The organism is Coleofasciculus sp. D1-CHI-01 (assembly GCF_040218875.1).
Classification (GTDB): Bacteria; Cyanobacteriota; Cyanobacteriia; order Cyanobacteriales; family Coleofasciculaceae; genus Coleofasciculus.
The window spans coordinates 1-15489 of the sequence record NZ_JAVJQP010000003.1 but is presented as its reverse complement, the minus strand read 5'-3'; the positions used below and the strand labels follow the sequence as shown (position 1 = coordinate 15489).

The window sequence follows — 15489 nt, the reverse complement described above, 5'->3', positions numbered from 1 at the left end:
ATAGCGCTAAAGCGCTTACTACAAACCCAGTTGGTAGTGAGGACTTTAGTCCTCTTGATCAATAGCGCTAAAGCGCTTACTACAAACCCAGTTGGTAGTGAGGACTTTAGTCCTCTTATCAATAGCGCTAAAGCGCCTACTACAAACCCAGTTGGTAGTGAGGACTTTAGTCCTCTTATCAATAGCGCTAAAGCGCTTACTACAAACACGAGGGAATAAACAATGATTGCAACAGAACAATTTTTAGACTCAAAATCTGCCCGCTCTTATGATCAGGAAGGATGGAAACGGGGGTATCAATCTCAACCGAATGAATATGAGTATTGGATTGAGGACATTGAAGGAGAAATTCCGCCAGCGCTGAATGGCACATTATTTCGCAATGGTCCGGGTTTACTGGATATCCATGGTCAACCCCTGCATCACCCCTTTGATGGGGATGGTATGATTTGTGCGATCGCCTTTGATAAAGGTCGTGCTTATTTCCGCAATCGCTTTGTCCATACTGAAGGCTTTCTCAAAGAACAAAAAGCCGGAAAAATGCTGTATCGCGGTGTTTTTGGTACGCAAAAGCCTGGAGGGTGGTTGGCGAATGCGTTTGATATTGAAATCAAAAATATTGCCAACACGAATGTGATTTACTGGGGGGGTAAACTGTTAGCCCTTTGGGAAGCGGCGGAACCCTATCGGTTAGATCCCAAAACCTTAGACACCCTAGGGAAAGACACTCTAGATAGCATTTTGGCAGAAGGCGAAGCGTTTGGCGCTCATCCTTGGATTGACCCAAGCTGTAACCAAGATGGGGGTGCGCCTTGTTTGGTGAATTTTGCGATTAAACCGGGTTTTTCCACGAAAATCACCATTTATGAATTAGATGAAGCTGGGACATTAAAACGGCGTAAGTGTCACACGGTTCCGGGTTTTGCTTTTATCCATGACTTTGCCATTACACCCAATTACTGCATCTTTTTCCAAAATCCTGTCACCTATAATCCCGTTCCCTTCCTGTTGGGATTAAAAGGGGCGGGTCAATGTGTAGAGTTTAAACCCAACGCACCGACTCGGATTTTAGTGATTCCGCGTCATGGGAATAAACCGATGCAAGTTCTGGAAGCTGACGCTGGGTTTATCTTTCACCATGGGAATGCGTTTGAGCAAGGGGAGCAAATTTGTGTGGATTCGATTTGCTATGAATCATTAACTCAAGTAGACTCAGAGATAGATTACCGGGACGTGGATTTTGATGCACTTCCACCCGGACAACTATTTCGATTTACGCTGAATTTAGCAGATTCTACGGTACAACGACAGCGACTATTAGCCCGTTCCTGTGAGTTTCCCTGTGTCCATCCCAATCATGTGGGACGCCCTTACCGTTATGTGTATATGGGAGTAACGCATCATCCCACCGGGAATGCTCCACTTCAAGCGATCGCCAAGTTTGATGTTACCACAGGAGAGGAACAAATTTGGAGTGCAGCCCCCCACGGCTTCGTCAGTGAACCGATTTTTGTTCCCCATCCTGATGGGAAGCGAGAAGATGAAGGTTGGGTGTTGACGTTGGTGTATGATTCGAGTCACCATCGCTCTGATGTGGTGATTTTGGACAGTCGAGATTTGAGCCAAGGCGCGATCGCACGATTACATCTGTCGCATCATATTCCTTACGGATTGCACGGAAGCTGGACTTCGACAGTATTTTAAGATGATTTATTGGTCATTTGTCATTGGTCATTAGTCATTTGGTTGGGGCGGGTTTTGCAACCCAGCTAGGGATAACAATCAATATTAGTCCCTAAACCCGCCCCTACACACAGACGCGCCATGGCACGTCTCTACATGACTCCCCCAGCTTCCCCAGCTCCCCCACACCTACAAAGCTGCTCAAATATTTCCGCCGTGTTCCACTAGGGTTCAATCGCTTAAAATTATGAATATCCATAGCTAATCTTATTGTCCAAATCTTAACCACATCCAAAACAGGTTAAAACTAAATCTGGGCGATACCGAAATAATTTTGGTGGAGAAGGGTATGAAATTTAGCATCGTCATCACAACTCATAATCGCCTCACCTTGCTCAAGCGGGCAATTGACAGTGCGTTATCTCAAACGATACCGTGCGAAGTAATTGTGGTGGATGATGGATCGTCTGATGGTACGGATATGTATGTCCAAGGGCGACGGAAAAAACTCTTGGACATGGGTAATACCCGTTTAATTTATCATCGAAATTCGACGAATTTGGGTCACTCAGGAACGGTTAATCAGGGTGTAGCATTAGCGACAGGAGAATGGGTAAAACTGGTGGATGATGACGACTACCTTACCCCTAATTGTATTGAAGAAATGGTGAAGGCGATCGCAGGGCGCCCAGATGCTGTCATTTGCTCCTGTCGAGCCATTCAGGTCAATGAGAATGAGAACGAAATCAGCAGAAGTCGGCAGGTTGGCAAGGGAACACTTGTATATATTCCCCAAGCCGAGATTCATTACGCTATGCTGTTGGAACTCTTGCCATTTGGCACGCCTGTACAAGTAGCCTTTTCTCGTTCAGCTTTCCTGAAGTCAGGAGGATGGGATACAAGATTTGACACTAATTATGATGATATTGATTCATGGATTAAAATTGCCCAATTTGGCGATGCCATTTTTATAAATAAATGTCTGGCTTACCGGACAGTTTGGCATGGATCATTTAATAGTAAGTTTACCTTGGAACAACGTTTAGATATTAATCTCATAATCAAAGAAAAAATTTATTTTTGTATTAGCGAAAAATATCGTCATAGTTTGCCAAAGTTGTCAGAGATAAAAACGTCAATTCGATTGCATTGGGGATTTGTCGCGATCAAAAAAAGCAAAATAATTAGTGCCATAAACATTTACTTAAAAACGGATTTTTCCATAGCAGCTTTAAGGCTGTTTCTTAAACGATTAGTTGCTAGAGATTGCTTGGATAAATTATTAAAAGAGTCTCAGGTAACGCCCATTTTATCCGTGCGTGAACATAACTGAGTTATTTAAACCTAAAGGTGGCTTCAGGAAGCAAGTGCGACCGTATCTGCCCTAACCCAGACAAAATCCATAACAACGGGCAAGGGTTTTGATGTAAAATCAATAGTCCGTCAAACGAAAATGCTTGTAGCAAGGGAGATACTTCTATGACCCGGATGTATTACGATGCAGATGCTAACTTAGACCTACTCACTGATAAAACAATTGCAATTATCGGCTATGGGTCTCAAGGTCACGCCCACGCCCTGAATCTCAAAGAGAGTGGCATTAAGGTGATTGTGGGTCTGTATCCGGGCAGCAAGTCGGTGGCGAAAGCGGAGTCAGCCGGATTAACGGTTCATTCGGTTGCTGAGGCGGCGAAAGCGGCGGATGTGATTATGATTTTGCTACCGGATGAGGTGCAGAAAACGGTATACACTGCAGAAATTGCCCCGCATCTGAAACAAGGGAATGTCCTTGCCTTTGCCCATGGGTTTAATATTCACTTTGGTCAAGTCGTTCCCACACCTGATGTAGATGTAATCATGGTGGCACCCAAAGGACCAGGGCATTTAGTGCGACGGACTTACGAACAAGGAGAAGGTGTTCCTTGTCTATTTGCCGTGTATCAGGATGCCACAGGTCAAGCTCGCGATCGCGCTATGGCGTATGCTAAAGGAATTGGTGGGACTCGTGCGGGTATTTTGGAAACCTCATTTCGGGAAGAAACGGAAACCGATTTATTTGGTGAACAAGCTGTATTATGTGGGGGTTTGAGTGCCTTAATTAAAGCGGGATTTGAAACCTTAGTGGCGGCGGGTTATCAGCCAGAGTTGGCGTATTTTGAATGTCTCCACGAAGTTAAATTAATTGTGGATTTGATTGTGGAAGGTGGTCTCGCTAATATGCGCGATAGTATTTCTAATACGGCTGAATATGGCGATTATACTCGCGGACCTCGCATCGTGAATGACCAAACCCGCGCCGAGATGCGGAAAATTCTGCAAGAAATTCAATCGGGTCAATTTGCCCGTGAGTTTGTCTTGGAAAACCAGTCAGGTAAACCTGGATTCACCGCCATGCGGCGTCAGGAAGCTGAACATCCGGTAGAGGAAGTGGGTAAAGATTTACGGGCAATGTTTAGCTGGTTGAAGAAGTAGTTATTGGTCATTGGTCATTGGTCATTTGCTAATTTCTTGAAAGACAATTGGCAAATGACATCAACCTTTCTCCCCTAGCTCTCCCTTCCCCTCCGCACCTCTGCTCCTGTGTTTTTAATCACCTCTGTTCTAATTGTTCAACTTCCTTTTCCGTGCGTTCGTTCGGGTTGGTGGGATTCCAGTCGGGAAATAACCCGACTAAGAATTGATTGATGCTGGTGCGGGTGTTGCGGCTAGCATCATCTAGCGGTGCGGGTAGGACGCGATCGCCTAGCGTGATAAACAGCAATGCTAATATCAATAGGGGTCCTAGAAGATTTTTGAAACGCATAATTTTCCTCCCAGTCGCATCAATGAATTGTGCATACTGCTAGTTTTCCCCTAGGTCAAGATAAAACCAGCATTTTTTGATAATTCTTTACATTTTAGTCAAAACCAGGTTCCCTTGAGCCTAGCGTTGGGTCAAGTCAGGGCGGGTTTAGTTCAGTTAGCGGTTTGAGGCGGAGTGTTATCGGTCAAACCCGCCCCTACACATTTCCCAAATCTCCAAATCTAGACGCTGGATCAGATAGTGCGCTATGATTATAGGCTGTGATTTTTTTACAAAACCATGAATGCTCAAGAGGTTATTCGCTCCATAGAAGCGGAACAGCTTAAATCAGACTTACCGACAGTCCATGTTGGTGACACAGTTAGAGTCGGTGTCCGTATTCGCGAAGGGAACAAGGAACGGGTTCAGCCCTACGAAGGTACCGTGATTGCCATGCGTCATGGTGGCATCAACCAAACGATTACCGTGCGGCGTATCTTCCAAGGTGTTGGTGTAGAACGGGTTTTTATGCTCCATTCCCCCCGAATTGCCAGCATTAAAATTGTGCGACGAGGTAAAGTGCGTCGGGCGAAGCTCTTTTATTTGCGAGAGCGTGTGGGTAAAGCGACTCGGGTTAAGCAGCGCTTTGACCGGGGGATTTAGATTTTTTTGGATATTGGCTTGGTATTCATGCCCTCATTGCGTTACACTAAGTAAAGCAAAGGGGATAAATTCACCTCTACCAGCCAACCCAAGCGCTCTTAGTTCAGTTGGTAGAACGCAGGTCTCCAAAACCTGATGTCGGGGGTTCAAGTCCTCCAGGGCGCGTTCTGAATCTATAAAATATGAAAAGGCTGGGGGAGCATCAGCGGTTCTACCCAGATCTTGTCAACTTCACGGATGAGTGAAGCAGGTTAATATGAGTTATGAACGCTGGGTTGAACAGCTCTGATAATCAGTAGAAGGGGGAAGTCAACTATTGTGGCAAAGAAAACTAAAACGGAAACAGAGTCTCAGCAAAAAGCCTCTGGGTTTAATGTTGTAACGTTTCTTCAAGAAACCAAAGAGGAACTCAGTAAAGTCGTATGGCCCTCTCGGCAGCAACTGATTAGCGAATCGGCTGCCGTGTTATTGATGGTCGTTCTATCAGCCACGCTAATTTATTTAGTGGATGGCTTATTCTTGTGGGCATCACAACAGGTATTTGGATGAGTTTTGCAGCAAACGAATCATATGATGATCGCGATTCACAGCTCCAAGAAGCCCCATCTGGCCGTTGGTATGCGGTTCAGGTGGCATCCGGCTGTGAGAAGCGGGTAAAGACAAATCTAGAACAGCGAGTGCAAACCCTAGATGTCGCTGACCGGATCTTGAGAGTTCAGATTCCCCAAACCCCGACGGTAAAAATCCGTAAGGATGGGTCTCGCCAGCACTCTGAAGAAAAGGTATTCCCTGGCTACGTCTTGGTCGAAATGGTCATGGATGATGAAAGCTGGCAGGTTGTCAAAAACACACCCAATGTGATTAATTTTGTAGGGGCAGAACAGAAACGTCGCTATGGACGAGGGCGAGGTCACGTTAAACCTGTACCCTTGAGTCCAGGAGAAGTCGAACGGATCTTCAAGCAGACCGAAGAACAAGAGCCAGTGATTAAAGTGGACATGGCTGTTGGTGACAAAATCATCGTGCTATCAGGTCCGTTTAAAGACTTTGAAGGCGAAGTGATTGAAGTTAGCCCCGAACGCAGTAAGCTCAAGGCGTTACTCTCCATTTTTGGGCGAGATACGCCTGTGGAACTCGAATTCAATCAGGTGGAAAAAACAGGCTAAGCATGGCAAAAAAAATCGTTGCAGTTATTAAGTTGGCGCTCCCGGCGGGAAAAGCCAACCCTGCTCCCCCCGTTGGACCAGCACTCGGTCAACATGGGGTGAATATTATGGCGTTTTGTAAAGAATACAACGCCAAGACCGCCGACCAAGTGGGAATGGTTATCCCCGTGGAAATCTCGGTGTTTGAGGATCGCAGTTTTACCTTTATCCTCAAAACCCCGCCCGCATCGGTGCTAATTAAAAAAGCAGCCGGGATTGAAAAAGGCGCCAGTGAACCCAATCGGCAAAAAGTCGCCACGATTACAAAGGCGCAACTGCAAGAAATCGCCCAGACGAAAATGCCTGACCTCAATGCTAATGATATTGAAGCAGCCATGAAAATCGTCGAAGGGACTGCCCGGAATATGGGCGTCGCGATCGCAGAATAGTCCCTGGGTTGAGGTTTAAGTGCCATCAACCCGCAATTGAAGACCGTTGTCAACCTAATTTGGGGGAGAGGCGAGACGCTTCGTTAGTCACCCCAGGAGAGATAAATGCCCAAAAAACTATCACGTCGATTACAAGAATTACAAAGCAAGGTCGAAGAACGACCTTATGAACCGACAGAAGCCCTGAAGCTGTTAAAAGAAACCGCAACGGCAAAATTTCCTGAATCTGCCGAAGCCCATATTCGCTTGGGAATTGATCCCAAATACACCGATCAGCAACTGCGGACAACCGTATCCCTACCCAAAGGAACCGGTCAGGTGGTGCGAGTCGCCGTCATTGCCAAGGGCGAAAAAGTCACCGAAGCGACTAATGCGGGGGCAGATATTGCCGGTTCGGAAGAATTAATTGGCGAAATCCAAAATGGGATGATGGATTTTGACCGCTTGATTGCCACACCAGACATGATGCCCCAAGTGGCGAAGTTAGGACGGCTCCTCGGACCCAGGGGCTTGATGCCCTCACCCAAAGGCGGTACTGTTACCTTCGACCTAACTCAGGCGATCGAAGAATTCAAAGCAGGTAAACTTGAATTTCGTGCCGATCGCACAGGCATCGTTCATGTTATGTTTGGTAAGGCTTCTTTTCCGGCGGAAGATTTGTTGGTTAATCTCAAGTCTTTGCAGGAAACGATTGACCGAAATCGTCCCTCAGGCGCGAAAGGTCGCTTTTGGCGCAGTATATTTATCAGCGCGACCATGGGACCGGCGATTGAAGTCGATATCCCTAGCTTACGGGACATGAAAGCAGCTGAAGCTGCGTAATCTGAACCGTTATTTTTGCAGTCTACAATCCAATAATTGATTGGCTTGTACCAAAGACAGCAGGTGTTCATCACTTAATATCCTGCCGAGGTCAACGCCCGAAGTATCCACTGTCACTTTACATCTAAACCAAAGTACAGGTATTAAAGATACTCAGCGTAACCCCGGCATGTCCGGGGTTTCGTTATGGCTGAGGGCAGGATTTTCCAACGGACAACTATGAAAGGAAACAAGGAGGTGAAACAAGAATGGGCAGAACCCTGGACAACAAAAAGGAAGTCGTCGCTGATCTCAAGGAACTCTTGAGTGATTCGCAACTCGCCATCGTCATTGACTACCAGGGACTTTCTGTGGCGCAAATTACCGATTTGCGGAATCGGCTGCGTCCCACAGGCACAGTCTGTAAGGTCACAAAAAATACCCTGATGCGGCGGGCGGTTGAGGATGATGAAAACTGGCAACCCATAACCGAATTTTTGGTCGGTTCCTCCGCCTTCATGTTAGTCAAAGACGACGTAGGCGGTGCAATTCGGGCATATCAGGACTTCCAGAAAGCCACCAAAAAAACCGACTTCAAGGGCGGCGTGATGCAAGGTCAAGCCCTGAGTCAAGACCAAGTTAAGGCAATTGCCGACTTGCCGTCTAAAGAAGAACTCATCGGACAGGTTGCGGGGGCGATTAATTCCATCGCCACTAAACTGGCTGTGGGTGTCAACGAAGTTCCGGCTTCCTTGGGTCGCTGTGTCAACGAAGTTCCCGGATCACTGGGTCGCGTTTTGCAAGCGCTCTCCGCTCAGAAAGAAGGTGGCGGTTAACCCCTACCTGGAATGTCAAAAAGCTTACCCTTCGACTACGCTCAGGGTGACACGTAAACAATCAAACAAAGGAGTTTATTCATGTCTGCTACAACCGACGAAATTTTGGAAAAGCTAAAATCCCTGACGTTGCTGGAAGCGTCGGAATTAGTTAAGCAAATCGAGGACGCCTTTGGCGTTAGTGCGGCTGCTCCTGCGGGTGGCATGATGATGATGCCCGGAATGGCAGCGGCTGGTGCGCCTGGAGCGGCGGCGGAAGAGGCGGAAGAGAAGACAGAATTTGATGTCATCTTAGAAGAAGTTCCCGCTGATAAGAAGATTGCTATCCTGAAAGTCGTGCGAACCATGACTGGGTTGGGACTCAAGGAAGCCAAAGATATGGTCGAGTCTGCGCCCAAGCCGATTAAAGAAGGGGTAGCAAAAGAATCCGCAGAAGAAGCCAAGAAGCAGCTTGAAGAAGCTGGTGCTAAGGTTTCCGTGAAATAGAACTCTGTCGGGGCAAGTCATGAATTGCCCCGACAATCGATAGATTGAATTCATCCCCCGGATCAACATGAACGGGGGGTTTTTTTATTTTTGGGTTGGAAAAATTTAAATCGCTCAATCCCTTGATGAGTCAGTGTTTTTCTTCACTATTGCCCATTGCCCATTGCCTATTGCCTCTCCCCACCACAAGACTTATTCAGCAGCCCCTATATATGATGTCGGTACACAGACAGATCCCCGACTTCTTCAAGAAGTCGGGGATCTTGCTTTGCTTACAGCTTACAAACTCTCCCCTTGTCAAGGAGAGGGAATTCTCATCCGGAAAAAATAAAAAAAAATGTGACAGTTAATCAATAGTCTACTGGCTGCTCACAAACTATGAAAAGCTAACTATAATTTTCCATTCTTTTAATAATATTTACCTTTGTTTCTATGTTTATGGGAAAATTTAACAAAAAACAATCAAAGGGTTTTCCTGAAAAGCTGAATCCTTAAGATGTCTAAGGATTCTCCGCAAATTCATTTATCAAAAAATCGCTAAACCTGGAACATTGACTCGATTAAAAACGACTTGAATAGTAACAACGCAACACTACACCCTACCTATTGATGGATGTTACTATGAAACGCAACCTTAAGTCTTTTGTTACCTTTTCAACCCTAGCCGCTACCGCGATCGCGCCTGTTTTATTATCGGCTGATATGGCGTCTGCCAAGCCCACGGGAACTGATGCCAACTATATTGGTGCTGGTGTCGCCGCAGGGGTGACCAACGGTGGACAAAATAACGATGCCGCAACATTTGGCGGGAATATTCAAGGTCGTGTAACGACTTCAAAAGCGCCAGTTTCTCTGCGCGGTGCTGTTCTATTCAGCGATGATACCAGCGCCATTATGCCAATTGTTTCCTACGATGTTCCGGTCACGAACAACGCTAATGTTTATGTAGGTGCGGGCTATTCATTTATTGAAGACGATGGACAACCAACACCATTAGGAAACAAAAATGCGCCTGTGGTAACAGTCGGTGCTGAAGCTCAATTTGGTCGCAATATTGTGGTTTATGGCGATACAAAACTCGGTATCGAAGCCTACGAAGATAGTCCAGCGTCTGCGGTTAGTATCCAAGCGGGTGCGGGTTACCGCTTCTAAACCATAACGCTCTGGTCAACTAACCCTGTAGAGACGTAGCATGCTACGTCTCTACACTACAGATTTTTCTGTTCAGGAATAATATTTAATAAAAATTAATAAAGATAACCCCATAAAAATGGCGGATATCTTTACCATAAAATTACAGTAAACTTTGTTCACCAAGATACAGTGCGGTTAAACTTGAAATAGAAAAGCAGCGTAACCAAATAAAGAGGTAAAGATCATGACTACTGAACTCAGCCAAGTTTTATCGATGATTTTGATTGTTTCTGTTTTCTCGATTGTTCTGTCGCCAGTATTGTGCTGGATTCTTCCCACTCGCGCTCCCAAAAAAACCGTGTAGGAAGGGTGTTGAACCAGCTATCGGAGTCTTTAACGCTACATCGACAGACTCTCAACTCTGTTCCATATACACATAAGGTACGAGAGAGCAAGGAATTCATCAGGGTCACTATTTCATGAAACTTATAGGTCTATTAGCCCACCGTCTCCCGGTGGGTTAATTGTTGATTTGACCTAAAATGTATAAAAATCGCCAGACTTGTCAGAGTATAGTGGGAAGAACATTCCGTTTTGGGAACCATTCTCGGAACGCCGCCGATGTATCACAAGCTCAAACAACTCTGGCTAGCCATTACCAACCACCAAGGCGATAACTATCCGCGATCGCCTAATTCTCCTCTGCAAACTCCTATCCCCCTGTCATTGTACCCTGAGACTCAATCCCAAGCCGACAACGCAGACGAGATCCAGGACTTAAAACGGATCAATCAGCAACTGCGGCGCGAGATTGCTGAACGAGAACAGGTTGAGCAGGTATGGCGAGAGCGAGAGGCTTACTATCGAAACATTGTCGAAAATGCCAATAGCCTGATTTTACGCATCGATACTCAAGGTACAATCACCTTTTTAAACGAATTTGCCCAACAGTTTTTGGGTTACCCGGAAGCAGAAATCCGGGGACGTTCAGCGGTGGAGACGATTATTCCAGAAACCGAGACATCGGGACGGGACTTGACTACCCTGATCCAAGACATCATTCAACACCCCGATCAATACCGCTACCACGAAAACGAAAATATCCGGCGGGATGGTAGTCGCGTCTGGGTAGGGTGGACGAATAAAGCGCTCATCGATGGATCGGGACAAGTGACAGGTATTCTCTGTATTGGTCACGATATCACCGAGCGTCATTTAGCTCAAGACGCTTTGCGCTTGATGAATGAACAATTGGAACAGCGAGTTGCTGAACGCACAGCGGCGTTAACCGTAACCAATGAGCAATTGCGCCAGGAAATTACTGAACGTCAACGGGCACAGGAAACGGAACAGCAGTTAATCGCTTCACTGCAAGCGGCGAAAGACCAGTTACAAGCGATTTTAGATGCTGTACCCGGATGTGTGTCCTGGATGGGGACAGATTTAAAGTACCAAGGCGTTAACAGTTATCTAGCTAAGACATTCGGATTATCCGCCGCAGCATTTGTGGGGAAGGAACTGGGGTTTATGAATTCCACCCCCGGATTTAAGGACTTTATTGCCCAGTTTTTTGCTAGTCCCCTCCAGGAAGCCAAGCGAGAAATTGAAACCTTGATTGGTGATCACTGTCGGTATTATTTATTGGTTGCTCAGAAATACCAACAGGGTCAAGCCGCTGTCTGTGTCAGCGTGGATATTACTGAACTCAAACGCACCGAAGAGGCGTTGCGGTTGAGTGAGGAAAAGTTTGCTAAAGCCTTTCGCTGTTGTCCCAACTCGATTACGATTAGCACCTTAGCAGATGGACGGTATATCGAGGTCAACGAAACCTTTATGCGGTATTCTGGGTATGAACGCCAAGAGGTGATTGGTCGCACCGCTGAGGAATTAAATATCTGGGTGCATCCTGATGATCGCGATCGCATGGTTCATAGTCTACAGCAGCACGGAGCGATTACGAACCAAGAATATGAGTTTCGCACGAAATCGGGCGAGATTTTAATCGGGTTACTGTCCGCTGAAATTATCCGCTTAAAAGGTGAACCCTGCTTACTAGCACTTACCCATGATATTACCCAGCGTAAACTCGCCGAACAGCGACTTAAAGAGAGTGAAGTTCAATATCGGGCAATTTTTGAAGCCACGACGGATGGCTTAATTATTAGCGATTTAGACGGACAACTGGTAGAGGTCAATCCAGCCGCGTGTCAAATGCATGGCTATTCCTATTCCGAGTTTATCCAGCTTGATCCCGAACGTTTTATTCATCCGGACTCCCATTCAATATTTTACGAGTACCTTACTGCGGTTAGACAGGGGGTTCCGTTTCAGCGGGAAGCGGTGGATTTGCGTTCCGATGGGACGCCGTTTCCCATTGAGGTACGGGGAACCGGGTTTATGTACAAAGGAAAACCCCATCTTTTAGCCGTGGTGCGGGATATTACGGAGCAAAAGCAAGCCGAAGCCCGGTTACGAGAAGCGGCTGAACGCGATCGCTTGTTGGGAGAAATTGCGGCTCGAATTCGCAGATCCTTGGATCTGAATGAAATTCTGAATACGACTGTGGCAGAAGTGCGCCAGTTTCTGCAAGCGGATCGGGTTCTGATTAGTTATATGGATGGGATGATGCATGGCAAAGTTGTGGCGGAATCCGTGGCGGATAATTTTCCCTCCTGTTGGGATTTAGCGGTAGAAAATGATGAGTATCTTCAGGAGTTAATTGCTTTATTTGAACATACTGATGTGCAAGTTATTAACGATACCGCTCTTTTGGAAATGTCCCCGGAACGCACCGAATATTTGGTGCAATTTCAAGTGAGAGCCGCGTTAGCCGTGGCGATTGTCGTGGATGAGCAAATGTATGGCTTATTAGTGGCGCATCAATGCACAAGTCCGCGTCAGTGGCAACCCTTGGAAGTGGATTTACTGCGCCGTCTAGCGACACAAGTGGCAATTGCGATTAAGCAGGGACGATTATACCAACAGCTTAGCGAACTGAATACGAACTTAGAGCATCAAGTCGAAGAAAGAACGGCACAATTGCAGCAAAAAATGCAGGAACTGCAAGAACTGAATCAACTCAAGGATGTGTTCTTACATGCGGTATCTCATGATTTACGAACACCGGTGATGGGGATGTTAATGGTGCTGAAGAATGTACTTAATAGTTATTCGTTTACTGAGAACCAAGAACCTAGACCCAATGACCAAGGACATCAGACAATTCCAGTCTCGCGTTCTATTGTAGAGCGGATGATTCAAAGTAGCGATCGCCAGCTTAATTTAATTAATTCGTTATTGGAAATTCATGCGGCTGAATCTTATGGGATTCCTTGCGAGTGCGAACCATTGCAATTGAGTCAACTCATTCAAGAGATTTTGACAGAGTTGCAACCGTTATTGGCAAAAAATCAAGTGACGTTGACTAATCAAGTTCCCGATGATTTACCGTTTGTGAGTGCTGACGCCAAGCAATTGTGGCGCGTGTTTGAGAATATAATCACGAATGCGATGAAACATAACCCGCCCGGAATTCACCTAACCCTGAGTGCGACGGTGGTGGAGGATACTGTTGAAGGGGAGAAAGTGCGCTGTGCGATCGCGGATAATGGGGTAGGGATGGAACAACAGCAGTGCGATCGCCTTTTCGATCTCTACTATCGCGGCGCTTCTTCTCGCAGTTTAAGTGGTATTGGCTTAGGATTGTATCTGTGTCGGCAAATTATTAAAGCACACGGCGGCGAAATTGGTGTGATTAGTTCTCCAGGAGAGGGAACAACTTTTTGGTTTACGTTACTCGGAAGTCACGGCTACACTAATGTATGCGAAACCTTCCCGAAGGGTAGTCCGCCTACACGAACTGGATTATAAAAGGGATAGTCAACCCGAATTTGCTATGAATCGACACTCTAAAAATTTTGACGATGCACTCGTACCCGTTTAGAAGGATTTTGCTTCTGCACCCAGATTAAAAATTTCTGCATTTGAGGTTCATTTTTTAGCTTATCCAAAGAATTGAGTTCTTGGGATAAGTGGGTGTTGTCAAACAGAGAATGGATCTGCCGATGACAAGCAGAACAAATCATGGCGGTGGGAATTGTCTCGGCTTTTTTCTTCTTTGCCTTCTGTCGAGGAATGAGGTGATGAATCGTTAAACGTTCAACATCTCGTTCACATAATTGACAAATCATCGTTAGTGGTAAGCTATTACAGACATTAAAGGGAAAGCTTTACAAGTGCATCTTTGACGGCTGACGGCAATTGTCGCAGAATCTTGCCTTTCTCCCGGTCAACAGCCACTAACGTCACCCGACCGGTTACATAGAGTTCTTTACTATCGGGCGATTGAATCTGGTAATCCCAATAGATGCGAACGCCGTCCATATCTGTCATCCGGGTTTTGACAATAGCGGTTTGACCCATGCGAAGCGGACGATGATAACGCACAGAGAGGTCAACCACGGGTAATTCACATCCCATCGCCACTAATTCAGCATATTCGATGCCGATAGATCGCAAGCATTCCACCCGGGCTTCTTCCATCCAGGTTATATAATTACCATGCCAAACCACGCCTGCATAATCACTGTGGTGAGGATGTGCCCGCACCGGATATTCAAACCAGTGTTCGGTTGTGGCGGTCAAAGAATGACTTTGGATGGCGCTGGTGGGTGGAAGTTGAGCTGAAGATTGAGAATTGTCAGACATATTGCCACACTAAGCGAGAACGTAACTGTTTCACTACCTAGATAACACAGGAGTACCCGTAAACTGCAAGCGGGAATAACCGACATCATGAGGTGTAACAGGAAAGGCTTTCTTCGTTTACCTCTGATCACTTCTAGTAAATTCCACTACTTATTACAGTAAGCTATAAGGATATTTGGGCATGATTTAGGCGAAAAATAATGCACAATCCCTTCCCAGGAATGAACCCCTACTTGGAGTTGCCAGACCTGTGGCATCAAGTCCATAATCGACAATAGAAATACTTTCTCCTAAAAATAAATCTGCCAAGGATGGTCGAGAGGCGTATCAAAACAAACGCCAGAAAATTTTGGCATCGACAACCAGTTTTGTTGAAATTGATCTGCTCAGAAACGGTAAAACCATGCCAATTATTGGGGAGACTAAGACTGATTACCGTATCTTGGTTAGTCGAGGATATTGCCGACCGAATGCCGATTTATATAGCTTTGATTTAAAAGAACCGATTCCAGCGTTTCCTGTTCCCTTACGCCCAGATGATCCTGAACCTATAGTAGACCTACAACAGTTACTGAATCAGATTTATGAGCGGGCTAGATTTGACCTAGCGATTGATTATTCGCAATCCGTAAAACCCGCCCTTGCACCTGAAAACGCAATCTCCCGCATTTCTCACAAGTTTTGCTATCTGAGTCGTCGAAACCTTTACCTGGAGTAGGTTTCGAGCATTTTTGACCGACACTGAATTTTGACAGAGTGTTGAAAGCCTTATTCTACGGTTAATCCAGGGTGTATGAGCCTTT

General features: G+C 46.0%; 17 protein-coding genes, 1 tRNA gene and 1 other annotated feature. Of the genes, 15 read left to right on the top strand and 3 right to left on the bottom strand.

Annotated features, from left to right (window positions below; all coding sequences use genetic code 11):
- Positions 1-222 precede the first annotated feature (222 nt).
- From RIB93_RS00540 to ilvC, 3 genes are all read left to right on the top strand, one after another.
- Positions 223-1704 carry a carotenoid oxygenase family protein gene (locus tag RIB93_RS00540; RefSeq protein ID WP_446369267.1) on the top strand — a complete coding sequence of 494 codons (1482 nt, stop codon included), beginning with the start codon at positions 223-225 and terminating at the stop codon, positions 1702-1704.
- A 328-nt stretch (positions 1705-2032) separates the two neighbouring features.
- Complete coding sequence (locus tag RIB93_RS00535) at positions 2033-3016, top strand: glycosyltransferase family 2 protein (protein WP_446369265.1); 984 nt, start codon at positions 2033-2035, stop codon at positions 3014-3016.
- A gap of 146 nt (positions 3017-3162) precedes the next feature.
- On the top strand, positions 3163-4155 hold the full coding sequence (gene ilvC, locus RIB93_RS00530; protein WP_446369263.1) for a ketol-acid reductoisomerase: 993 nt from the start codon (positions 3163-3165) through the stop codon (positions 4153-4155).
- Positions 4156-4273: 118 nt separating this feature from the next.
- Here ilvC and RIB93_RS00525 read toward each other — a convergent pair whose 3' ends face one another.
- On the bottom strand, positions 4274-4486 hold the full coding sequence (locus tag RIB93_RS00525; RefSeq protein WP_446369261.1) for a hypothetical protein: 213 nt from the start codon (positions 4484-4486) through the stop codon (positions 4274-4276).
- Between the two features lie 279 nt (positions 4487-4765).
- On the opposite strand from RIB93_RS00525, the gene rplS reads away from it, so the two are divergent.
- The 10 genes from rplS to RIB93_RS00475 all read left to right on the top strand — a co-directional run bounded on the left by rplS (position 4766) and on the right by RIB93_RS00475 (position 13849).
- Complete coding sequence (gene rplS / locus RIB93_RS00520; protein WP_446369259.1) at positions 4766-5128, top strand: 50S ribosomal protein L19; 363 nt, start codon at positions 4766-4768, stop codon at positions 5126-5128.
- Positions 5129-5220: 92 nt separating this feature from the next.
- Positions 5221-5293: transfer RNA gene (locus RIB93_RS00515), tRNA-Trp, on the top strand.
- 153 nt (positions 5294-5446) lie between these two features.
- On the top strand, positions 5447-5677 hold the full coding sequence (gene secE / locus RIB93_RS00510; RefSeq protein ID WP_446369257.1) for a preprotein translocase subunit SecE: 231 nt from the start codon (positions 5447-5449) through the stop codon (positions 5675-5677).
- Positions 5674-6294, top strand: coding sequence for a transcription termination/antitermination protein NusG (nusG, locus tag RIB93_RS00505; protein ID WP_446369255.1), 621 nt, complete (start codon positions 5674-5676; stop codon positions 6292-6294). The genes secE and nusG overlap by 4 nt, the downstream gene beginning before the upstream one ends.
- A 2-nt stretch (positions 6295-6296) precedes the next feature.
- Positions 6297-6722 (top strand): 50S ribosomal protein L11, encoded by a 426-nt coding sequence (gene rplK / locus RIB93_RS00500; protein ID WP_446349418.1) that lies wholly within the window; start codon positions 6297-6299, stop codon positions 6720-6722.
- Positions 6723-6827: 105 nt separating this feature from the next.
- Positions 6828-7544 (top strand): 50S ribosomal protein L1, encoded by a 717-nt coding sequence (rplA, locus tag RIB93_RS00495; RefSeq protein WP_446369253.1) that lies wholly within the window; start codon positions 6828-6830, stop codon positions 7542-7544.
- Positions 7545-7576: 32 nt separating this feature from the next.
- Positions 7577-7738 (top strand) — a sequence feature (ribosomal protein L10 leader region).
- Between the two features lie 54 nt (positions 7739-7792).
- On the top strand, positions 7793-8359 hold the full coding sequence (gene rplJ / locus RIB93_RS00490; protein WP_446369251.1) for a 50S ribosomal protein L10: 567 nt from the start codon (positions 7793-7795) through the stop codon (positions 8357-8359).
- An 81-nt stretch (positions 8360-8440) separates the two neighbouring features.
- Positions 8441-8845 (top strand): 50S ribosomal protein L7/L12, encoded by a 405-nt coding sequence (gene rplL / locus RIB93_RS00485; protein ID WP_446369249.1) that lies wholly within the window; start codon positions 8441-8443, stop codon positions 8843-8845.
- Positions 8846-9466: 621 nt separating this feature from the next.
- Entirely contained in the window at positions 9467-9997 is a 531-nt protein-coding gene (locus RIB93_RS00480; RefSeq protein WP_446369247.1) for an outer membrane beta-barrel protein, read from the top strand.
- Positions 9998-10573: 576 nt separating this feature from the next.
- Positions 10574-13849, top strand: coding sequence for a sensor histidine kinase (locus tag RIB93_RS00475; RefSeq protein ID WP_446369245.1), 3276 nt, complete (start codon positions 10574-10576; stop codon positions 13847-13849).
- Between the two features lie 38 nt (positions 13850-13887).
- Here the strand turns inward: RIB93_RS00475 and RIB93_RS00470 are convergent, their stop codons facing one another.
- Positions 13888-14169: an HNH endonuclease gene (locus RIB93_RS00470; RefSeq protein ID WP_006101268.1), complete on the bottom strand. Its 282-nt coding sequence runs from the start codon at positions 14167-14169 to the stop codon at positions 13888-13890.
- 25 nt (positions 14170-14194) lie between these two features.
- A complete protein-coding gene (locus tag RIB93_RS00465; protein WP_006101147.1) occupies positions 14195-14686 on the bottom strand; it encodes an acyl-CoA thioesterase in 492 nt (163 codons plus the stop codon).
- Positions 14687-14886: 200 nt separating this feature from the next.
- Between RIB93_RS00465 and RIB93_RS00460 the strand changes: the two genes are divergently transcribed.
- A complete protein-coding gene (locus RIB93_RS00460) occupies positions 14887-14964 on the top strand; it encodes a DUF4058 family protein (protein ID WP_446369271.1) in 78 nt (25 codons plus the stop codon).
- Entirely contained in the window at positions 14961-15404 is a 444-nt protein-coding gene (locus RIB93_RS00455) for a DUF4058 family protein (protein WP_446369269.1), read from the top strand. Before RIB93_RS00460 ends, RIB93_RS00455 begins: the two co-directional genes overlap by 4 nt.
- The last annotated feature ends 85 nt before the right edge of the window (positions 15405-15489 follow it).